General features: G+C 49.0%; 1 protein-coding gene and 1 pseudogene. Both read left to right on the top strand.

Annotated elements, in window-relative coordinates:
• On the top strand, positions 1-422 hold a 422-nt coding region (locus PGX78_RS08310), incomplete at its 5' end, for an FAD-dependent protein (protein ID WP_442864822.1).
• Positions 415-1069, top strand: a pseudogene (locus PGX78_RS08315) (phosphoglucosamine mutase); the annotation flags it as partial. The gene PGX78_RS08310 and the pseudogene PGX78_RS08315, both read left to right, overlap by 8 nt.

Here is a 1069-nt window from a genome sequence, read left to right on the forward strand (position 1 = left end):
CGGCTGGTAGTAACTATAAGGCTCCGGTACAAACGGTAGGCAATTTTCTCGGTCGTACGAAAGAAGCGGTGCCGAGTGCGGTACATACGTATAAACCGGGCGTGACATTCTGTGACTTACATCAGCTTTTGCCGCCTTTTGTGACAGATACGTTGGCAGAGGCCCTGCCGTATTTCGGCAGAAAGATTCGCGGCTTCGATGATAATAGCGTCGTTATGACCGGTGTAGAAACGCGTACCAGTGCACCCATACGTATTTGTCGGAATGAAAAGACTCGTATGGCCGTACAGACGCAAGGTCTGTATCCCGTCGGTGAAGGGGCGGGATATGCCGGCGGCATTATGAGTGCCTTTTTAGACGGAATGGAGACGGCAATCGTATTCATGAAAAAATATCACCCCGTGGAGGTAAAAAATGGCTAGATTATTCGGAACAGACGGTGTACGTGGCGTGGCTAATGCGTCGTTAACACCTGAATTGGCATATCATTTAGGTCGGGCAGCGGCTTTCATTCTCGGTAAGGATAAGGAACACCCGACCTTTTTAATCGGTCGCGACACGCGCCTTTCAGGTACCATGTTGGCCGATATTCTGGCAGCGGGTATTGCCTCTGCCGGTGGCAACTGCTTTATGGCGGACGTGATTCCCACGCCGGCTATCGCATATTTAACAAAACTTCATCATATGGATGCCGGTGTCGTTATTTCGGCATCTCACAATCCTTTTGAATATAACGGGATTAAGTTCTTTGACCAATATGGCTATAAGCTTCCCGATGAAACGGAAGATCTGATTGAAGAATTTATGCTGAAAGATGAAAGAGCGGGACAGGAAGGCCGCCCCACGGGAGCGGAAATCGGTACGATTACGGAGCTTCCGGACCTTCAGGAAGAATATATCGACTATATCGTCAACAGTACGGACGTTGACTTGAGCGGGTTAAAGGTGGTACATGATGCGGCTAACGGAGCGGCTTATAAGGTGGGTCCTGAAATCTTACGTCGTCTCGGTGCGGAATTGATTTCCATTCATGCCCAACCGAACGGAATCAATATTAATGATAAGTGCG

The organism is Megasphaera sp. AF13-6AC, from assembly GCF_027685385.1.
Taxonomy (GTDB): domain Bacteria; phylum Bacillota; class Negativicutes; order Veillonellales; family Megasphaeraceae; genus Megasphaera; species Megasphaera micronuciformis.